This window comes from Bradyrhizobium sp. 930_D9_N1_4, assembly GCF_052076015.1.
Classification (GTDB): domain Bacteria; phylum Pseudomonadota; class Alphaproteobacteria; order Rhizobiales; family Xanthobacteraceae; genus Bradyrhizobium.
Map to the genome: position 1 here is coordinate 2,133,316 of NZ_CP197236.1, position 17,840 is coordinate 2,151,155.

A 17,840-nucleotide genomic window follows, 5' to 3' on the forward strand; every position below is an offset into this window, starting at 1 on the left:
GGGACATCGCCATGCAGGTCACGCGGGATTTTTCGCATTACGTCCGGGCCGCAGGCGCGGGTGTGCAGCATATCGATCTCGCGGTCGAGGGCGTTCACTGCGCCGGCTGCATGGTCAAGATCGAGCGCGGTCTCTCTGCCATTCCCGATGTCACGCTGGCGCGCGTGAACCTCACCGATCGCCGCGTCGCGCTGGAATGGAAGCAGGGCACGCTCGACCCGGCGCGCTTCATCGACCGGCTCGAGGAGCTCGGCTACAAGGCTTACCCTTACGAGACCGAGAGCGCCGAGGCGACCGAGGTCGCGGAGTCGCGCTTCCTGCTGCGCTGCCTCGGCATCGCCGCCTTCGCCACCATGAACGTGATGATGCTGTCGATCCCGGTGTGGTCCGGCAACGTCTCGGACATGCTGCCGGAGCAGCGCGATTTCTTCCATTGGCTGTCGGCGCTGATCGCGTTGCCGGCGGCCGCCTATGCCGGCCAGCCGTTCTTCCGCTCGGCCTGGCGCGCGCTATCGAACAAGACCACCAACATGGACGTGCCGATCTCGATTGGCGTCTGCCTCGCGCTCGGCATGTCCGTGGTCGAGACCATCAACCACGCCGAGCACGCTTACTTCGATGCGGCGATCATGCTGCTCACATTCCTTTTGGTCGGTCGCTTCCTCGACCAGAACATGCGTCGGCGGACCCGCGCGGTCGCCGGCAATCTCGCTGCGCTCAAGGCGGAGACCGCGGCCAAGTTTGTCGGACCCGGCGAGATCTCGCAGGTGCCTGTTGCTGCGATCCATCCCGGCGACATCGTGCTGCTGCGGCCCGGCGAGCGTTGCGCGGTCGACGGCACCGTGATCGAGGGCCGTTCCGAGATCGACCAGAGCCTGATCACTGGCGAGACGCTCTATGTCACGGCCGGGCAGGGCACGCCGGTTTATGCCGGCTCGATGAACATCTCCGGCAGCTTGCGGGTGCGGGTCTCGGCGGCCTCGGAGGCGACGCTGCTCGCCGAGATCACGCGGCTGCTCGACAAAGCGCTGCAGGCGCGTTCGCGCTACATGCGGCTCGCCGACCGCGCTTCGCGGCTCTATGCGCCGGTGGTGCATGCGACCGCGCTGATCACCATTTTGGGCTGGGTCCTGTTCGGTGCGAGCTGGCATAATGCGATCGTGACCGGCGTGGCCGTGCTGATCATCACCTGTCCCTGTGCGCTCGGGCTCGCGATCCCGACCGTGCAGACGGTGGCCTCGGGCGCAATGTTCAAGGCCGGCGTGCTGCTGAACTCCGGCGACGCGATCGAGCGGCTGGCGGAAGCCGACCACGTCATCCTCGACAAAACCGGCACGCTGACGTTGCCCGATCTCGATGTAATCAACGCGGCCGACATCCCCGCCGATATTCTTGAGATCGCTGGCCGGCTCGCGCTGTCGAGCCATCATCCGGTCGCCGCCGCGGTCGCGCAGGCCGCCGGCGCGAGATCGCCCGTTGTTGGCGCGGTCGAGGAGGCCGGGCAGGGCGTGCGGGCAACGGTGGATGGCGTCGAGATCCGTCTCGGTCGCCCGTCCTTCTGCGGCGCCGAGGGCCTCGTCGGGCTGACCGACGATCTCGATCCCGAGGCCTCGATCGTGGCGTTCAGCAAGGGGCCCGCTAAATTCATCTTCTCGGTGCGTCAAGGCCTGCGCCCCGATGCGCAGGCCGTGATCGCGGCGCTGAAGGCGCGCAACATCGGCATCGAGATTCTCTCCGGCGACCGCGAGCCGGCGGTGATCGCGGCGGCGCATGCGCTCGGCATTCCCGAATGGCGCGCCGGCGTCACCCCCGCCGACAAGATCGCGCGGATCGAGGAGCTGAAGCTGCGCGGTGTCAAGGTGCTGATGGTCGGCGACGGCATGAACGATGCGCCGTCGCTGGCAGCCGCCCATGTCTCGATGTCGCCGATCTCGGCCGCGCATCTGAGCCAGGCCACCGCCGATCTCGTGTTCCTCGGGCGGCCGCTGGTCCCGGTCGTCTCGGCCATCGATTCCGCGCGCAAGGCGCTGCATCTGATGCGGCAGAATCTCTGGCTCGCCATCGGTTACAATGTGCTCGCGGTCCCGGTCGCGATCAGCGGCGTGGTGACGCCCCTGATCGCCGCGGCGGCCATGAGCGGATCGTCGATCCTGGTGATGCTGAACTCGTTGCGCGCGCGCGGCGCTTCGCGGGAGATGCTGTGATGGAGATCCTGGTCATCCTGGTGCCATTGGCGCTGATGCTCGGAGGCGCCGGCCTCGTCGCCTTCCTGTGGTCGCTCCGCAGCGGCCAGTACGACGATCTCGACGGCGCCGCCTGGCGCGCGATTGCGGATGACGAGCCGCCGCCGCAGGACGCGCCGGCCAAGCGCTAGACGCGTTCATCGAATTGCCACAAGCCTTGCGGATCGTGAGTGTCCGCAGTCGATGAGGCCCCGCAAGTGGTGTCCGCTAACGATCTGGAATTGGCCCTTGAGCAGGTCCGCGCTGACGCCGTGGGACCGATCCCGGGCGTGTTCGGCCCATCCTCGATGACCTGGCGGATCGACCGGGAGGCCGTGATCTTTCTCGGCGCGGGCCGCGCGCTGCTGCTGCAGCTCGCGCATCCCTGGGTCGCGGCTGCGATTGCCGAGCACTCCAAGACATTTGCCGATCCGATCGGCCGTTTCCATCGCACCTTCGACATCGTCTTTGCCATGGTGTTCGGCTCGCTCGACCGGGCCTTGCTGTCGTCGCGGCAATTGCATCGGCGTCACTCCATGATCGTCGGCGAGATGCCCGAAACGATCGGTCCGTTCGCGGCGGCCTCGCGCTACTGCGCTAACGACATCCCGTCGCTGCGCTGGGTTCATGCCACGCTGGTCGAGACGGCGTTGATGGCGCACGATCTGGTTCTGCCGCCGCTCTCGGTCGAGGAGCGCGAGCGGTACTGGATGGAGAGCCGGGCGTTCGGTGCGCTGTTCGGATTGACAGGGGACGATCTGCCGGCGGACTGGGCGGGTTTTGCAGCGTACACCGCAGCGATGGCGCAGTCGGACACGTTGACCGTCAGCCCGGCGGCGCGCGAGATCGCTGCGCAGATCTTTGGCGGTGCGCGTCCGTGGCTGCGGCCGCCGCGATGGTATCGTGCGTTGACGGCAAGGATGTTGCCGGAGCAACTGCGCGCGGGGTTCGGGTTTGACCTTGGCGAGCGCGAGATCAGGTCGGCCGGCAATGCGCTGACATGGATCAGGCGCGTCTATCCGAAATTGCCTGACCGGCTGCGCTATGTCGGTCCCTATCAGGAAGCGCAGGCGCGCTTGCGCGGCGAGCCGCAGCCGGATTGGATGACGCGCTGCCTCAACAGGGCGTGGATCGGCCGGCCGCAGATGGATGTACGCGGGAAGGGGTGAGGTGCTCCACTCTTAGATCCGTCATCCTGAGGTGCGAGCCTTGCGGCGCAATTGCGCCGCTGGGCGAGCCTCGAAGGATGCACGGCCCGGATGCAGCCGGGCCGTCGCCCTTCGAGGGCCGCTGAAGGAGCGGCCACCTCAGGGTGGCGGTGATAGAGTGGCGTTCGCTGCCTCCACATCGTCATTGCGAGCGGAGCGAAGCAATCCAGAATCTTTCCGCGGAGACAGTCTGGATTGCTTCGCTGCGCTCACAATGACGGAGAATGGAGAAGCGCCTCGGTCTCACACCGACGCTAGCTTCCGGTACAGCGCGCTGTAACTCCCCGCCGAGATGCTCCATGAGAACGATCGTCCCATGGCGCTGCGGCGCATGGTGTCGAGCTGGTCCTGGGCCATGAAAGCCGAGAAGGCGCGGCGGACGCCGCCGAGGAAGGATTCGTGCGAAGGCCTCGAGAACAGGAATCCGGTCTCGCCATCGGTGATGGTCTCGGCCAAGCCGCCGGTCTGGTGACCGATCGGCAGCGAGCCGAAGCGCTGGGCGTACATCTGGCTGAGACCGCAGGGCTCGAAGCGCGACGGCATCAGCGTAAAATCGCTGCCGGCGAAGATGCGCCGGGCCTGGGCGTCGTTGAAGCCGATGGTGACGCCGATCGCGTCCGGCCGCCGGCGATGGGCGTCGATCAGGGCCTGTTCGAGCGCGGGCTCGCCCGAGCCGGTGACCACGATCTGTCCGCCGGCATCGACGATCTCGTCGGCCGCCGACAGCACGAGGTCGATGCCTTTCTGGTGCACCAGTCGGGCGACGATCGCGAACATCGGCCCGCGCGAGACCGCAAGCCCGAACTGTTTGCGGACGTAATCGGCATTGGCCTTTTTGCCGACCCAGTCGCCGGCGCCGAACTGCTGGGCGAGCTGGGCACAGGAGCGCGGGTCCCAGCTCTCGTCGATGCCGTTGAGAATCCCTGTCAGCTCGGACGCATCCGAGCGAACCCGCAGCAGGCCTTCGAGGCCGCAGCCGAATTCATCCGTGGTGATCTCTCGCGCGTAAGTGCCGCTGACGGTGGTGAGGTGCGAGGCATAGACCAGCCCGGCCTTGAGGAAGGAGAGCTGATCGTAGAACTCGACGCCATCGATGTGGAAGGAGCTCTCGGGGACGCCGATCCGCCGCAGCGAGTCCTTCGGGAAGAGGCCCTGATAGGCGAGGTTATGGATGGTCAGGATCGACGGCAGCCTGGCGCCGCGCCAGGCGAGATAGGCCGGCACGAGCGAGGCCTGCCAATCGTTGGCGTGGATCAGGTCTGCTGCCCAATTCTTGTCCAGCTTGCCCATGGCAAGCTCAGCGGCGGCTGAGGCGAAGCGCGCAAAGCGGATGTCGTTGTCCGGCCAGTCACGCCCGGACTCGTCGCCATAGGGGTTGCCGGGGCGGTCGTAGAGTTGTGAGCACAACAGCACGTAGACCGGCAGACCGTCCTTGGTCGCGGCCCGGCCGAGCGAGCAGGCCGGCATCTCCGCGAACGCGGGGCAGCGGCCAACGATCTGAATATGCGTGAGTTGTTCGATGATGTCGCGGTAGCCGGGCAGCATCACCCGGATATCGGCGAAGGGGCGCAACGCCCTCGGAAGCGCGGCGGAAACGGCTCCGAGTCCGCCGACGCGGACGAAGTCGTCCATCTCTGTCGTAACGAACAAGACCCTCAAGAACTGCTGCCCTCATCCGATCCCGTTTGCTGCTATGCAAGAACGGGTCCAGTTGCCCCTGGAAATCTCAAGCCTGCCCGCAAGACGCGTCCGTTCGGTAAAGACTTTCCTACTCAGCCGCCGCCCTCTAGGGTCGGCGCAACAACGAGAGGGAACATCGATAGTTCCTAAGCGACCCGAGGACGCATCAGGCCATGCAGCTAGCAGATAAGCATGAGGGGACGACGACAAAGGCCTTCGCCGGCCTGCGGGTCCTGGATTTTTCGACCACCATCGCCGGTCCCCATTGCGCGCGGATGCTTGCCGACATGGGCGCCGAGGTCATCAAGATCGAGACCGACGGCGGCGAGACGATGCGGACCCGGCCGCCGCTGCGCGAGGGCTGCAGCACCGTTTTCGGCCAGCTCAATGTCGGCAAGAAGAGCGTGGTGCTCGACCTCAAATCCGATGACGGCAAGGAGGCGGTGCGACGGCTGGTCGCGACCGCGGACATCCTGGTCGAAAACTTTCGCCCCGGCGTGATGCGCCGGCTGCGGCTGGACTACGATGCCTTGCGTCCCGTCAACCCGAAGCTGATCTATTGCTCGATCTCCGGCTATGGCCAGAGCGGTCCCTCGGCCGAGCTGCCGGCCTACGCGCCGGTGATCCATGCGGCCTCCGGCTACGACATGGCGCATCTCGCCTACCAGCCGGGCCGCAACCGTCCGGATTATTGCGGCATCTACCATGCCGACGTCGTCACCGGCACTTACGGCTTTGGCGCGATCGCCTCTGCGCTGTATCAGCGCACGGTGACCGGCTTCGGCCAGCATGTCGACGTCTCCATGCTGGAGTCGATGCTGACGCTGACGGTGATCGAGTTGCAGAGCTCGCAATTTGCGGTGAAGCCGCCGCCGCGGCCGATGTTCGGGCCGACCGAGACCGCCGACGGCTACGTCATGATCACGGTCGCCAGCGAGAAGACGTTTCAGGGCTTGATGGGCGTGATCGGCCGGCCCGAATGGATCACCGACGCGCGCTTCTCCTCCTATGCCCCGCGGCGCGAAAACTGGGCCGACATGATGGACGGCGTCGAAGCCTGGTCGAAGCAACTCTCGACGGATGCTTGTCTCGTCGGCTTGAGTGCTGCCGGTGTGCCGGCTTCGGCCTATCGCACCGTGACCGAAGCGCTGGCCGATCCGCAAATTGCGCATCGGCAGGCACTCTCGTCGGTGGAGGACGGAGGCGGCTCGTTCCAGGTGCTCAATCTGCCGTTCCGGATGTCGGGCGCCGACACCACGCCGGCCCGGATGATGGCCGTGCTCGGCGAGCATACGGACGCGTTGCGCGAGGAGATCGGCCTCGCCGAGGATGCGCCAATTCCGTCAGGCAAAACGGCTGCGACAAACTGAGCGCATTGCGGCACCACTACAACGTTTGATCTCTCGCGTGTTCCTCTTGCCGTGGCGAGCATTTGTCGCCAAGCTCCCCTCCGAGTCATTCAACGATCCGAAACATCGGACGAGGGATCCCGGGAGGAACCATGACGAACATTGCTGCCGCGGCGCGCAAGCACGCGCCGATTTTCCTTGTTGCGGCATTTACGTTTGCCTCGCCCGCGCAGGCGCAGAAGCCGGGCGGCAGCATCACCGTCGGCCAGGAGCTGGAGATTACGGGCTTCGATCCGCTCAAGGTCGGGGTCTACGACACCTCGACCTTCACCGCGGCCGCCGCGATCTTCGACACACTCACCACGCTCAATGACAAGGGCGAGGCTGCGCCAAAGCTCGCGGTGTCCTGGACCCATTCCGACGACTACAAGAGCTGGACCTTCAAGCTGCGCCAGGGCGTGAAATTCCACGACGGCACGCCGTTCAATGCGCAGGCCTTCAAGGAGAATTTCGACCGGCAGAAGGACCCCGCCAACAAGTGCCGCTGCGCCTTCTACATCACCAACGTTAGGGAGGTGCTGGCGCCCGACGAGTACACAATCGTCTACAATCTCACCGACCCCTCCGTGAACCTGCCGGCGACGAACACCATCCAGAGCCAGAACAATGTCGTGCATTCGCCCACGGCCTGGAAGACCAAGGGCGACGACTACAACCGCAATCCTGTCGGCACGGGGCCCTACATCCTGAAGTCATGGACCGCCGGCGACCGCATGGTGCTGGAGAAGAACCCGAACTATTGGGACAAGGGCCGGCCTTATCTCGACCGTATCGTCCTGAAGCCGCTGCCGGACGCGCAGTCGCGTTTCGCCTCGCTGCAATCGGGCGAGGCCGACATCATCTGGGACGACGAGAACGACGCCGACAACATCATGAAGGCGCAGAAGGACTCCAAGCTCACCGTGCACACCTACAAGGGCTCGGGCGCGCAGGTCTACGCCTTCAACACCAAGCAGGCGCCGTTCGACGATGTCCGCGTGCGGCAGGCGCTGGTGATGTCGATCGATCGCCCGAAGATGTCGCAGGCGATCAGCAACGGCCTGAGCCGGCCCGCAAGCAATCCGTATGGCGACGGCTCCTGGGTCAAATGCAAGGACGACGGTGCATTGCCGTTCGACCTCGAGAAGGCCAAGGCGCTGCTCAAGGACTATGGCAAGCCGGTCGAGTTCAAGATGCTGGTGACCGCGACCCCGCGCGGCCGCATGATCGGGCAGGTGCTCCAGCAATTCTGGAAGCGCGCCGGCGCCAATATGGAGATCGAGCAGGTCGATCAGGCCACCATTCCGTCTCGCGCCTTCACCCGCCAGTTCCAGCTCACGCCGTGGCGCATCGTCGATCTCGCCGATCCCGATCCGCAGATGTATGCGAACTTCCGCAGCGGCAGTCCGCTCGCGCTCTCCAACTTCGCCGATCCGGAGCTCGACCGGCTGCTCGACCATTCGCGCGTCACGGCCGATACTGCCGCACGGATCGAGGACTATTGCGCAATCAGCCGTCTGATCAACAAGGAGGCGATCTGGTTCTGGACCTTCCAGAACACGTATTATGCGCTATCGAGCGCGAAGCTGAAGGGCTTTCCCAAGATCTACAACGGCGTGATCGACGTCTCCTCCACCTGGCTGGAATGACCTGGCGATGCTGACCTTCGTCGTGCGGCGGCTGCTGGCCATCCTGCCGGTGCTGCTTGCCGTCTCGCTGCTCACCTTCCTGATCGCCTCGCTGCTGCCGGGGGATCTCGCTCTCGTCATCCTCGGCGATCAGGCGACGCCGGAGAATGTCGCGGCACTGCGTCGTGACATGGGGCTCGACCAGCCACTGTGGTGGCGATATCTGAGCTGGCTCGGGCACGTGCTGCAAGGCGATCTCGGCCGCTCTTTCCGGACCGGACAGACCGTGCTCCAGGCGGTCGCCGAGCGCATTCCGGTCTCGCTCCAGCTGATGCTGATGGCGGAGTTCATCGGGCTCTTGATCGGCGTGCCGGTCGCGATTGCCTGCGCCGCGCGCGCCGGCGGCGCGTTCGATCGCTTCATGACCGGCAGCGCCTTCGCCATGCTGTCGATGCCGTCCTTCCTGGTGGCGATCCTGCTGATCTATCTGTTCGCGGTCGAGCTGCACTGGCTGCCGGCGACCGGTTATGTGCCGTTCACCGAGGAGCCGCTCAACAATCTGCGCTTCTTCGTGCTGCCGGCGCTGACGCTGGCCCTTGCCGAATGGCCGGGCATCATGCGGGTGCTGCGCTCCGACATGATCGCGACCTTGCAGGAAGACTATATCGCGCTCGCCAAGGCCAAAGGCCTCAAGCCCGCGCGCATCCTGTTCGTGCATGCGCTCAAGCCATCGTCGCTGACGCTGGTGACGGTGACAGGCATCAATATCGGCCGCCTGCTCGGCGGCACGCTGATCGTGGAAACGATCTTCGCGCTGCCCGGCATCGGCCGGCTGCTGGTCGGCGCGATCTACACCCGCGATCTCGTCATCCTCCAGGGCGTGGTGCTGCTGGTCGCCTGCGGCTTCGTCATCGTCAATTTCATCGTCGACATGCTCTACGCCGTGCTCGATCCGAGGATCCGCCATGGCCACGCTTGAATTGTCGATGCAGGAGGACGTGACCGCCGCGCCCGCTCGCCGCAAGCGCAAGCTCGGCCTGCTGTTCTGGATCGCGAGCACATGGCTCGTGGTCATCCTCGCGCTGGCGATCCTCGCGCCGTTGCTGCCGCTGCAGAACCCCACCGATATGGACATGCTGGAGCGGCGCGCCGCGTTCTCATCCGAACATTGGCTCGGCACCGATGGGCTCGGGCGTGACGAACTCGCCCGCCTCATTTTCGGCGCGCGCGTCTCGCTGACGGTGGGGCTGATCGCACCGATGATCGGCCTTGCGCTCGGCGGCGCACTGGGCCTGCTCGCCGGCTATTTCCGCGGCCGGTTCGAGACGCTGGTGGTCGGCAGCATGGACGTGCTGCTGGCCTTTCCGCCGCTGATCTTCGCGCTCGCCGTGGTCGCCTATCTCGGCCAGTCAATTCCCAACCTCACCATCATTCTCGGCGTGCTCGGCATTCCCGCCTTCATGCGGGTGGCGCGCGCGTCGACGCTGACCTTGGCGCGGCGCGAATTCGTGATCGCGGCCGAGGCGTTAGGGGCCAGCCATGCGCGCATCCTCCTGCGCGAATTGCTGCCGAACGTGATCCTGCCGCTGCTCGCCTTCTTCCTGCTCGGCGTCGCCGTCACCATCGTGGTCGAGGGCGCGCTGTCGTTCCTCGGTCTCGGCGTGCCGCCGCCGATGGCGAGCTGGGGCAGCATGATCGGCGAGGGGCGCGACAGCCTCGACGTCGCGCCGCGACTGGCCTTCCTTCCGGCCGCAGGGCTGTTCCTGACCGTGCTGGCGTTCAACCTCGTCGGCGACACGATGCGGGCGCTGACCGACCCGCGGCAGGGGGCGCTGTGAGCACGCCGCTTCTCACCATCGCGGACGTCGCGGTCGAGTTGCCGACCCCGCGCGGAAATCTGCGCGCGGTGGATCATGTCGACCTGTCGCTGGACGCCGGCCGCACGCTCGGCATCGTCGGCGAGTCCGGCTGCGGCAAGACCATGCTGTCGCGCGCGGTGCTTCAGCTGCTGCCGAAGAAAGCGAAGCTCACGGGCCGCGTGATGTTCGACGGCCAGGATCTGGTGCGGCTCGATGCGGAGCGGTTGCGAAGGTTGCGGGGGCGCGATCTCGCCGTCGTGTTCCAGGACCCCATGACCTCGCTCAACCCGGTGCTCACCATCGGCACGCAGTTGACGGAGACCATCCAGGAGCATCTCGAGCTCGATGCGCCCGCCGCCAGGAAGCGCAGTATCGACTTGCTGGCTGCTGTCGGCATTCCCGCACCCGAGCACCGGCTCGCGCAATACCCGCATCAATGCTCCGGCGGCATGCGCCAGCGTATCGCGATCGCGATCGCGCTGTCCTGCGAGCCGAAGCTGCTGATCGCCGACGAGCCGACCACGGCGCTCGACGTCACCATCCAGGCACAGATTCTCGATCTGCTCGCGCGCGAGCAGCGCCGCCGCCATATGGCGATGATCATCATTACCCACGATCTCGGCGTCGTCGCCGGCCGGGCCGACGAGGTCGCGGTGATGTATGCGGGCAGGGTGGTCGAGCGCGCGCCGACGCCGGCCTTGTTCAAGCGCATGCACATGCCCTACACCGAGGCGCTCCTGGCGGCGATCCCGAAGCTGGAGACCGCGCCGCATACGCCGCTGCCTGCGATCTCAGGCCGTCCGCCCGATCCGACCCGGCCGCTGAAGGGCTGCTCATTCGCGCCGCGCTGCCGCTATGCCACCGAGCGCTGTCGCGGGGCCAAGCCGGAATTGAAAGGCGCCGAGATGCCTGATCATCTTTATGCCTGCTTCCATCCGATCCAGATGGTGGAAGGGGTTCGCGCATGATGCAACTGGCCGCGCGCAATGCGCCGCTGTTGAACGTCGACAATCTCGTCGTCGAATATGGTCTCGGCAACAAGATTGTGCACGCCGTCTCCGGCGTCAGTCTCCAGGTCGCGCGCGGTGAGACGCTGGGGCTGGTCGGCGAATCCGGCTGCGGCAAGTCGACGCTGGGGCGCGCGGTGCTGCAACTGCGCCGCGCCAAGTCCGGCCGCGTGATGTTCGACGGCGAGGACCTCACCGCGATGGAAGGCGAGGCGCTGCGCAGGATGCGGCGCCGCGTGCAGCTCATTTTCCAGGATCCGATCGCCTCGCTCAACCCACGCCGGCGCATCGGCGACATCGTGGCGGAGCCGCTGATCATCGCCGGCGTCAAGGACGCTGCTGAGCGCAAGCGGCGCGTTCACGAGACGCTCTCCGCGGTCGGGCTCGACCCCGATCTGGTGGCGGGCCGCCTGCCGCACGAATTCTCCGGCGGCCAGTGCCAGCGCATCTGCATCGCGCGCTCGCTGGTGCTCAACCCCGAGTTCATCGTCTGCGACGAGCCGGTCTCGGCGCTCGACGTTTCCATCCGTGCGCAGATCCTCAATCTGCTCGAGGAGATGAAAGCGCGCTTCGGTCTGACGCTGCTGTTCATTGCGCATGACCTCGCGGTGGTGAAAGCAGTCAGCGACCGCGTCGCGGTGATGTATCTCGGCCGTCTCTGCGAGGTTGGTCCGTCCGAGCAATTGTTCGCGAGACCTGCACATCCCTATACGGCGCTGCTGTTGCAGGCGATCCCGGTGCCCGATCCGGACGTGCGTCCTGCCGAGAGCGTGGCGGTCGGCGAGCCGCCATCGCCGATTGCACCGCCCTCCGGTTGCCGCTTCCGCACCCGCTGCCCGCGCGCCGACCAGCAATGCAGCGCGGAGATACCGGAGTTGCGCGAGGTCGCGCCCGGCCAGTTCGCCGCTTGCCACCATCCGCTGGCCTGAATTAAGACGGCAACCGGATTTGTCTCGCCCTGCCGGTCATGGCATGGTGGGTGAGACAACGACAAAGTATGCGGGAGGACGTCGATGAAGAGTTTCAAGGTCGCCGATTTCAAGGCGCCGCTGAAGGAGTTCGACGAGGCCACGCCGCAGCCGTCCGGCACGCAGGTGCTGATCAAGGTGAAGGCCGCCGGCGTCTGCCACAGCGACCTCCACATCTGGGAAGGCGGCTACGATCTCGGCCATGGCCGCAAGCCGCTGTCGCTGAAAGATCGCGGCATCAATCTGCCGCTGACCATGGGCCACGAGACCGTCGGCGAGATCGCGGCCTTCGGCCCCGACGTCAAGCCCGGCGACCAGGGCGACCTCAAGCTCGGCGATGTCGGCCTGGTCTATCCCTGGATCGGCTGCGGCAAGTGCGCGACGTGCCTGGCCGGTGACGAGAACATGTGCCTGACGCCGCGCTCGCTCGGCGTCTATTGTGATGGCGGCTATTCCGATCACATGCTGGTGCCGCATCCGCGCTATCTGCTCAATCTGAAAGGGCTCGATCCCGCGTCGGCTGCGCCCTACGCCTGCTCGGGCGTCACCACCTACAGCGCGCTGAAGAAGGTCGAGCAGCATTTCGATACGCCGATCGTGATGTTCGGCGCCGGCGGCCTCGGCCTGATGGCGCTGTCGCTGTTGAAGGCGATGGGCGGCAAGGGCGCGATCATGGTCGACATCGACGCCAGGAAGCGCGAGGCGGCGGAGCAGGCCGGGGCGCTCGCGACCGTCGATCCCAAGGCGCCGGACGCGCTGGAGCAGCTTGCCAAGAAGGCGGGCGGGCCGATCCGCGCCGTGATCGACCTCGTCGGCAATGCCGCGACGACGCAGCTTGGTTTCGACTGCCTGACCAAGGGCGGCAAGCTCGTCATCGTCGGCCTGTTCGGCGGCGGTGCGACCTGGGCGCTGCCGCTGATTCCGATCAAGGCGGTGACGATCCAGGGCAGCTATGTCGGCAATTTGCGCGAAACGCAGGAGCTGCTCGATCTCGTGCGTACCAAGAACGTGGCGCCGATCCCGGTGACGAAGGCGCCGCTCAGCAAGGCCAACGATGCGCTGGTGCAATTGCAGCAGGGCGCGGTGGTCGGGCGCACGGTGCTGACGCCATAATCGCTGCTCTCTCCTCCGTCATTGCGAGCGAAGCGACGCAATCCAGAGTCTTTCCGCGGAGGCCGTCTGGATTGCTTCGTCGCTTCGCTCCTCGCAATGACGAGGCTACACCCTCTTCTACGCAGGAACCCCCATGTCCGCAAACAACGCCTTCCACATTGCCGTGCTCGCCGGTGACGGCATCGGTCCCGAAGTCATGGCACCGGCCATCGAGGTGCTGCGCAAGATCGAATCCAAATCCGGTCTGAGCTTTCGTTTCACGGAGGCACCGGCCGGTGCCACCAATTACCTTGCGACCGGCAAGTCGATGCCGGATTCGACGATTAAGCTCTGCGAGGAGGCCGACGCGATCCTGTTAGGGGCTTGCGGCCTGCCGTCGGTGCGCTACCCCGACAACACCGAGATCGCGCCGCAGATCGAGCTGCGGTTCATCTTCGACCTCTATGCCGGCGTGCGCCCGGCACGGCTCATTCCGGGTGTGCCGAGCCCGATCGTCGGCGCCGACCAGCGAGGCATCGATCTCGTCGTGATCCGCGAATCCACCGAAGGCCTGTTCGCCTCGATGGGCAAGGGCGTCGTCACCCACGAGGACGCGCGCGAGACCATGGTGATCACGCGCAGGACCTCCGAACGCCTGTTCGAGTTCTCGTTTCGGCTGGCCGAGCGGCGCAAGGCGCGCGGCAAGCCGGGCGCGCTCACCTGTGTCGACAAGGCGAATGTGTTCAAGGCCTTTGCGTTCTTCCGCGGCATCTTCGACGAGATCGAGAAGAAGCATCCCGGTGTGAAGACCGACCGGCTCTATGTCGATGCCTGCTCGGCGATGCTGGTCAAGCGTCCCTGGGATTTCGACGTGATGGTGATGGAGAACATGTTCGGCGACATCGTCTCGGACATCACCGCCAGCCTGATCGGCGGCCTCGGCATGGCGCCGTCGGCCGACATCGGCGACAAATATGCCGTGTTCCAGCCTTGCCACGGCACTGCGCCCGACATCATGGGGCAGGGCAAGGCCAACCCCACCGGCATGATCCTGTCGGCGGCGATGATGCTGGACTGGCTCGCCGACAAGCACGGCGTGGAGGGCGCCGCCGAAGCCGGCGAGACGATCGAGCGTGCCGTGGACAAGGTTTATGCCGGCGGCATCAAGCCGATGGAATTCGGCGGCAGCAACGGCACGGCGGACATTACGAAGGCGGTGCTGGCGGCGCTGTAGGGGCTGCCTTGCTCGCCTCTCCACATCGTCATTGCGAGCGGAGCGAAGCAATCCAGAATCCTTCCGCGGAGGGATTCTGGATTGCTTCGTCGCTGCGCTCCTCGCAATGACAGTGGAAATCACTTGCCCGTAAACTGCGGCTTGCGCTTCTCCATAAACGCCTGCCGGCCCTCGCGGAAATCCGCGCTGTCCATGCAGGCATTGCCGATCGCCTTGATCGCGGCCATGTCGCGTCCGCTTTCGTCCTGCAGCACTTGCGCGATGGTGAGCTTGGCGGCCTTGATGGCGAGCGGGGCGTTCTCGGAGATGGTCTGCGCGATCGTCATCGTCTCGCCCCAGAGCTCGTCGATCGGGAACAGGCGCTCGACGAGCCCGATGCGCAGGGCCTCGGCGGAATCGATGCGCATGCCCGTGTACATCAGAAGCCGCGCCCAGGACGGGCCGACCAGCGAGACCAGGTGCTTCAAGCCGTCATAGCCATAGGCGATGCCGAGTTTTGCCGCGGGGATGCCGAACTGGCTGCCATGTGCGGCGAGGCGGATGTCGGCGAGCATCGCGACCTGCATGCCGCCGCCGAGGCAGAAGCCTTCGATGCAGGCGATCGTCGGCTTGGGATAGCCGGCGAGCAGCGCGCGCTGGGCGGCGCTGCGCTTGCCGTATTCCTCGGACGCCGCCGCATTGTGGCGCGTCTTCTCGAACTGGCTGATGTCGGCACCGGATACGAATGCCTTGCCGCCGGCACCGCGCAGGATCACGACGCGCACCGTGTCGTCGTCGCGCAGGCTCGTCAGTGCCTCGCCGAATCCCTCCCACATCTCCAGCGACATTGCGTTGCGCTTGTCGGGATTGTTGAACGTGATCACGCCGACACCGTCGGTGACGTGCTTGAGAATCGTCCCGTCGGCGTAGGGTGTTTCGGTCGTGCTGGAAATCTCGGGCATCGCGCGCTCGCTTGTCTTGGGCCGGGCGCAATGTGCGGCTGCGATGCAGTCCGGGTCAATCGCGGCAGGGCGAGGGGCCTTGCATCGGCCTGTGCCGCGATTGCATGGCGCTTCTCGCGTGGCGTAGGCGCGAGGAATGACGGGCAAACGGACAAGAAAAAAGGGCGGCCAAGCCGCCCTGATTAAGCAGTGGCTGCGCGCTGGTGGCGCGCAAGCCCGGTCTCGTTCAATCCGGCCGCGCCCCCGTGACGCGGCGGATTGAACATCGGCCGTGAAGGCCAGACCGTCGACCGATCAGGCTTCGTTCGCCGCGATCGATTCCATCAGCGACACGAGCTGACGCTGCACCGTCTGGTCCTTGATCTTGCTGTAGGCGCGCAGCAGCCGGAGGCTGAAGGCGCTGTCGAGGAAGAGCAGGCTCTCCACTTCGCGTGCCTTGTTGTCGCCGTCATAGAAGAAGGTCACGGGCACGTCGAGAGAGGTGGCGATCTGCTGAAGCCGAGCGGCGCCGACGCGATTGACGCCCTTCTCGTATTTCTGGACCTGCTGGAAGCTGACGCCGAGCTTTTCGCCCAGCTCGGCCTGCGAGATCTTCATCTCGACGCGCCGCAGACGGATCCGCTTGCCCAGCTCAATGTCCGGCTTGCCGGCACTGCGCTGCTTCATTCTTTTCGCCGCTGTTTTCATTCGTTTTCTCATCGTTCTTCGGTTGAAAACCCCCCGAAGAGGTGGGTCAGGGGTTCGCCCATATACGAGTCCTTGAATTCATGCGGATGCACAAATTCTTCCTTAAACCACGGGAAGCGAGCCGGATTGAAGGCTTCGATCAGCCAGTCAATCATGTGCCGCACGCGTGGAATTCGGCCGCTACCGGGATGGTAGGACAACCAGATATCCAGCGGTCGGTTCAATTCGACCTCCAGTGGAATCAATTTCCCGCCAAGCGCAATGGCGTAGCTCGGGAATACGCCGATGCCGGCGCCGTTCGCGACCGCCCAATAATTGGCGCTCGAGACATTGGTCTTCATGACCAGGAGGTCACGTTCCTGAACGCCCGGGAAGAAGCTCTCGAAGGTTTCCTTGGCGGCGAGCTGGTCGGCGAATTGCAGCACCAGGCGGTGCTTGATCAATTCGTGGGCCGAACGCGGCGTGCCGTTCTTCTCGAGGTACTTTTCCGAAGCCCAGAACATCAGGTGCATGCGGCCGAGCCGCACCAGCTTGACGTCGAGCGCCGAGGGACGCGACAGATGGATGGCGACGTCGGCTTCGTGGCGGGAGACGTCGGCCGAGCGCATCGCGCAATGCAGGTCGACGATGATCTTCGGATAGGCCTGCTGGAATTCGACCAGCCGCGGAGCCAGCCAGAACGTGCCCAGGCCCTCGGTCACGGCGACGCGGACTTCGCCGGACAGGGCGTTGGCGGTCGAATCGCTGGTGCGCAACACGTCGAAGGCAGCCGCCTCCATGCGCTCGACCGCGGAGACCACCAGGGCGCCCTCGTCGGTCAGATGCGTGCCGTGGACGTCGCGGGTGAACAGGGTGGTGCCGGTCTGGCGCTCGAAATCATCGATTCGGCGGCGGACGGCGTTGATCGACAGAGACAAGCGTTCGGCCGCCGAGCGGAAACTGCCGCGTCGAACGACTTCCAAGAATATCCGAGCCGCGTCCCAATCGGAGAGGCCGCTGATATTTGTCTTCAGGCGTTCCTCCAGTGGAACGCCCCTTTCCGCCAAGGAGTGCATACAAGTCCCTTCGGGTCGCTAAACTGGCAGAATCTGGCGCAAACCACAACCACGACGGGTTGGGGATCGGCGAGTTTTGAACGCCATCCTTACTGCATCGCGAGTGGTATTTTAATGCTGCCAAGGATGGGAATCGGACGATCCATCGTTCGAATGAGGGGTGTCGCGTGAGTTCCGTTGCGGGCCGTGAAATGGCTGCGGGATTATCGGGGCTGTCCGCAATGGACGTCATTGCGCGAAAGCTGACACCCTGCGGGATGGATCAATCGCGCAGCGCCAGTCGTTTTACTTCCGACAACTCCGCCAATGGTCTGCCGCGCAGTACTGTCGCTGGAACCCGCATTTCCAGGCGGAAACACGTTGAAATCATCTTCGGAGGCGCAGGCGCCTCGTGTTATCCTCGATACCCCAAGGGGCCGAGGGGATCACCATACATACGTCTCGCAGGCCGAATTAACGGAAAGAACGCCGGTGTCGCATTCAGACGAACAGTTGCAGTCGGTGCTGGAGACGCTTGAGCAGTGCCGCAGGGTTCTCAACGAGAGCAACAGCCGCGAGTCGGCCGAGCTGCTGTCCATCGTCATTCTCGACGTGCGGATGAAGCTCAAAGGAATTGACAGTGCCGATCTCAAGGCGCTGTGCGACGAAATGCTGCGGAGCGCCGGAAACGAGCCGCAGCCCCCTTCCAAGCAGACGCAGGACCAGCCCCGGCGTCCGCTGCTCCGCGTGGTGAAGTAGCCACGCCGCCTGATCTCGCTTTTTGGCGAGATTTGTGCGCGTCCCGATGCCGCATCTGTGATCGCAGACGGCATCGGGAGGAGCCCTGGTTTTGTGCGCCTCTGTTGCGCATTCCCCGGCATCGGCTACACCA

16 protein-coding genes are annotated in these 17,840 nt (G+C 65.2%); 12 read left to right on the forward strand and 4 right to left on the reverse strand.

What is annotated here, in order from left to right; all coding sequences use genetic code 11:
• Positions 1 to 11 precede the first annotated feature (11 nt).
• The 3 genes from AB7532_RS09955 (at position 12) to AB7532_RS09965 (ending at position 3,391) form a co-directional block, all read left to right on the forward strand.
• Complete coding sequence (locus AB7532_RS09955) at positions 12 to 2,204, forward strand: cation-translocating P-type ATPase (RefSeq protein ID WP_441234622.1); 2,193 nt, start codon at positions 12 to 14, stop codon at positions 2,202 to 2,204.
• Positions 2,204 to 2,374 (forward strand): cbb3-type cytochrome oxidase assembly protein CcoS, encoded by a 171-nt coding sequence (ccoS, locus tag AB7532_RS09960; protein ID WP_441234623.1) that lies wholly within the window; start codon positions 2,204 to 2,206, stop codon positions 2,372 to 2,374. The genes AB7532_RS09955 and ccoS overlap by 1 nt, the downstream gene beginning before the upstream one ends.
• A gap of 66 nt (positions 2,375 to 2,440) precedes the next feature.
• Positions 2,441 to 3,391 (forward strand): oxygenase MpaB family protein, encoded by a 951-nt coding sequence (locus AB7532_RS09965; RefSeq protein WP_441239228.1) that lies wholly within the window; start codon positions 2,441 to 2,443, stop codon positions 3,389 to 3,391.
• Positions 3,392 to 3,673: 282 nt separating this feature from the next.
• On the opposite strand, the gene glgA is transcribed toward AB7532_RS09965, so the two are convergent.
• On the reverse strand, positions 3,674 to 5,089 hold the full coding sequence (gene glgA / locus AB7532_RS09970) for a glycogen synthase GlgA (protein WP_441234624.1): 1,416 nt from the start codon (positions 5,087 to 5,089) through the stop codon (positions 3,674 to 3,676).
• 194 nt (positions 5,090 to 5,283) lie between these two features.
• Here glgA and AB7532_RS09975 point away from each other — a divergent pair, with 194 nt between their 5' ends.
• From AB7532_RS09975 to AB7532_RS10010, 8 genes are all read left to right on the forward strand, one after another.
• Positions 5,284 to 6,480: a CaiB/BaiF CoA transferase family protein gene (locus AB7532_RS09975; RefSeq protein WP_441234625.1), complete on the forward strand. Its 1,197-nt coding sequence runs from the start codon at positions 5,284 to 5,286 to the stop codon at positions 6,478 to 6,480.
• Between the two features lie 131 nt (positions 6,481 to 6,611).
• Positions 6,612 to 8,147: an ABC transporter substrate-binding protein gene (locus tag AB7532_RS09980; RefSeq protein ID WP_441234626.1), complete on the forward strand. Its 1,536-nt coding sequence runs from the start codon at positions 6,612 to 6,614 to the stop codon at positions 8,145 to 8,147.
• A gap of 7 nt (positions 8,148 to 8,154) precedes the next feature.
• Positions 8,155 to 9,105 (forward strand): ABC transporter permease, encoded by a 951-nt coding sequence (locus AB7532_RS09985; RefSeq protein ID WP_441234627.1) that lies wholly within the window; start codon positions 8,155 to 8,157, stop codon positions 9,103 to 9,105.
• Positions 9,092 to 9,964, forward strand: coding sequence for an ABC transporter permease (locus tag AB7532_RS09990; protein WP_441234628.1), 873 nt, complete (start codon positions 9,092 to 9,094; stop codon positions 9,962 to 9,964). Before AB7532_RS09985 ends, AB7532_RS09990 begins: the two co-directional genes overlap by 14 nt.
• Complete coding sequence (locus AB7532_RS09995) at positions 9,961 to 10,953, forward strand: ABC transporter ATP-binding protein (protein WP_441234629.1); 993 nt, start codon at positions 9,961 to 9,963, stop codon at positions 10,951 to 10,953. The genes AB7532_RS09990 and AB7532_RS09995 overlap by 4 nt, the downstream gene beginning before the upstream one ends.
• Entirely contained in the window at positions 10,950 to 11,921 is a 972-nt protein-coding gene (locus AB7532_RS10000) for an ABC transporter ATP-binding protein (protein ID WP_441234630.1), read from the forward strand. Before AB7532_RS09995 ends, AB7532_RS10000 begins: the two co-directional genes overlap by 4 nt.
• An 84-nt stretch (positions 11,922 to 12,005) precedes the next feature.
• Entirely contained in the window at positions 12,006 to 13,073 is a 1,068-nt protein-coding gene (locus tag AB7532_RS10005; protein WP_441234631.1) for an alcohol dehydrogenase, read from the forward strand.
• A gap of 133 nt (positions 13,074 to 13,206) precedes the next feature.
• A complete protein-coding gene (locus AB7532_RS10010; RefSeq protein ID WP_441234632.1) occupies positions 13,207 to 14,286 on the forward strand; it encodes an isocitrate/isopropylmalate dehydrogenase family protein in 1,080 nt (359 codons plus the stop codon).
• A gap of 119 nt (positions 14,287 to 14,405) precedes the next feature.
• On the opposite strand, the gene AB7532_RS10015 is transcribed toward AB7532_RS10010, so the two are convergent.
• The 3 genes from AB7532_RS10015 to AB7532_RS10025 all read right to left on the reverse strand — a co-directional run bounded on the left by AB7532_RS10015 (position 14,406) and on the right by AB7532_RS10025 (position 16,969).
• On the reverse strand, positions 14,406 to 15,227 hold the full coding sequence (locus tag AB7532_RS10015) for an enoyl-CoA hydratase (RefSeq protein WP_441234633.1): 822 nt from the start codon (positions 15,225 to 15,227) through the stop codon (positions 14,406 to 14,408).
• A 294-nt stretch (positions 15,228 to 15,521) separates the two neighbouring features.
• The gene (locus tag AB7532_RS10020) at positions 15,522 to 15,893 is read right to left on the reverse strand and encodes a helix-turn-helix domain-containing protein (protein ID WP_211382658.1); all 372 of its coding nucleotides are present in this window, start codon (positions 15,891 to 15,893) and stop codon (positions 15,522 to 15,524) included.
• Between the two features lie 29 nt (positions 15,894 to 15,922).
• Positions 15,923 to 16,969, reverse strand: a complete 1,047-nt coding sequence (locus tag AB7532_RS10025) for a LysR family transcriptional regulator (protein ID WP_441234634.1) — start codon at positions 16,967 to 16,969, stop codon at positions 15,923 to 15,925.
• A gap of 471 nt (positions 16,970 to 17,440) precedes the next feature.
• Between AB7532_RS10025 and AB7532_RS10030 the strand changes: the two genes are divergently transcribed.
• A complete protein-coding gene (locus tag AB7532_RS10030) occupies positions 17,441 to 17,707 on the forward strand; it encodes a hypothetical protein (protein WP_441234635.1) in 267 nt (88 codons plus the stop codon).
• Positions 17,708 to 17,840: the final 133 nt, after the last annotated feature.

Coding starts and splice junctions, on each gene's coding strand:
- AB7532_RS09975 (WP_441234625.1), top strand. CDS start 5,284: ATGCAGCTAGCAGATAAGCATGAGGGGACGACGACAAAGGCCTTCGCC.
- ccoS (WP_441234623.1), top strand. CDS start 2,204: ATGGAGATCCTGGTCATCCTGGTGCCATTGGCGCTGATGCTCGGAGGC.
- AB7532_RS09990 (WP_441234628.1), top strand. CDS start 9,092: ATGGCCACGCTTGAATTGTCGATGCAGGAGGACGTGACCGCCGCGCCC.
- AB7532_RS09985 (WP_441234627.1), top strand. CDS start 8,155: ATGCTGACCTTCGTCGTGCGGCGGCTGCTGGCCATCCTGCCGGTGCTG.
- AB7532_RS10000 (WP_441234630.1), top strand. CDS start 10,950: ATGATGCAACTGGCCGCGCGCAATGCGCCGCTGTTGAACGTCGACAAT.
- AB7532_RS10010 (WP_441234632.1), top strand. CDS start 13,207: ATGTCCGCAAACAACGCCTTCCACATTGCCGTGCTCGCCGGTGACGGC.
- AB7532_RS10025 (WP_441234634.1), bottom strand. CDS start 16,969: ATGCACTCCTTGGCGGAAAGGGGCGTTCCACTGGAGGAACGCCTGAAG.
- AB7532_RS10020 (WP_211382658.1), bottom strand. CDS start 15,893: ATGAAGCAGCGCAGTGCCGGCAAGCCGGACATTGAGCTGGGCAAGCGG.
- AB7532_RS09955 (WP_441234622.1), top strand. CDS start 12: ATGCAGGTCACGCGGGATTTTTCGCATTACGTCCGGGCCGCAGGCGCG.
- AB7532_RS10005 (WP_441234631.1), top strand. CDS start 12,006: ATGAAGAGTTTCAAGGTCGCCGATTTCAAGGCGCCGCTGAAGGAGTTC.
- AB7532_RS09980 (WP_441234626.1), top strand. CDS start 6,612: ATGACGAACATTGCTGCCGCGGCGCGCAAGCACGCGCCGATTTTCCTT.
- AB7532_RS10015 (WP_441234633.1), bottom strand. CDS start 15,227: ATGCCCGAGATTTCCAGCACGACCGAAACACCCTACGCCGACGGGACG.